1 pseudogene is annotated in these 774 nt (G+C 43.3%); it reads left to right on the top strand.

Annotation, left to right across the window (positions count from 1 at the left end):
• A pseudogene (locus A3738_RS17980) lies at positions 1–774 on the top strand (error-prone DNA polymerase); the annotation flags it as partial.

Genomic DNA, 774 nt, shown 5'->3' with positions numbered 1-774 from the left:
CGGGATGAACCACCAGATATCGATGTTGATTTTGAGCACGAACGGCGTGAAGAAATCATTCAATATATTTATCAAAAATATGGTCGAGAGCGCGCTGCACTAGCCGCAACAGTGATTAGTTATAGATTCAAAAGCGCCGTTCGAGATGTTGGGAAAGCGCTAGGCATCGCTGAAACACAGTTGGATTTTTTTATTAAAAATGTCAATCGGCGTGATCGCTCTTTGGGCTGGCAGGCGCAAATTATTGAACTAGGCCTACAGCCCGACTCTTTAAAGGGAAAACAATTCATTCAGCTGGTCAATGATATTGTTGGTTTTCCTCGTCATTTATCACAGCACGTTGGTGGCTTTGTCATTTCCTCTGGCCCCTTATATGAATTGGTTCCAGTTGAAAATGCCAGTATGGCAGAACGTACAGTGATTCAATGGGACAAAGACGATTTAGAAAGTTTAGGCTTGCTGAAGGTCGATGTGCTTGCGTTAGGCATGCTAACAGCGATTAGAAAGTCATTTGACTTGATACACCATTACTATGGTCGTCGTTTGAGTTTGGCAGATTTAACACGCATGCAAGACGATCCAAATGTTTATGCCATGATCCAAAATGCAGATACGGTTGGTGTGTTTCAAATAGAGTCTCGTGCACAAATGAGTATGTTGCCGCGCTTAAAGCCTAAAACCTATTACGACTTGGTGATTCAAATTGCAATTGTTCGTCCGGGGCCGATACAGGGCGATATGGTGCACCCTTTTTTAAAGCGTAGAAACGGCGAA

The organism is Oleiphilus sp. HI0066 (assembly GCF_001635725.1).
Note: the sequence above shows the minus strand (reverse complement) of the source record. Positions and strands in the feature narration are given on the sequence as shown.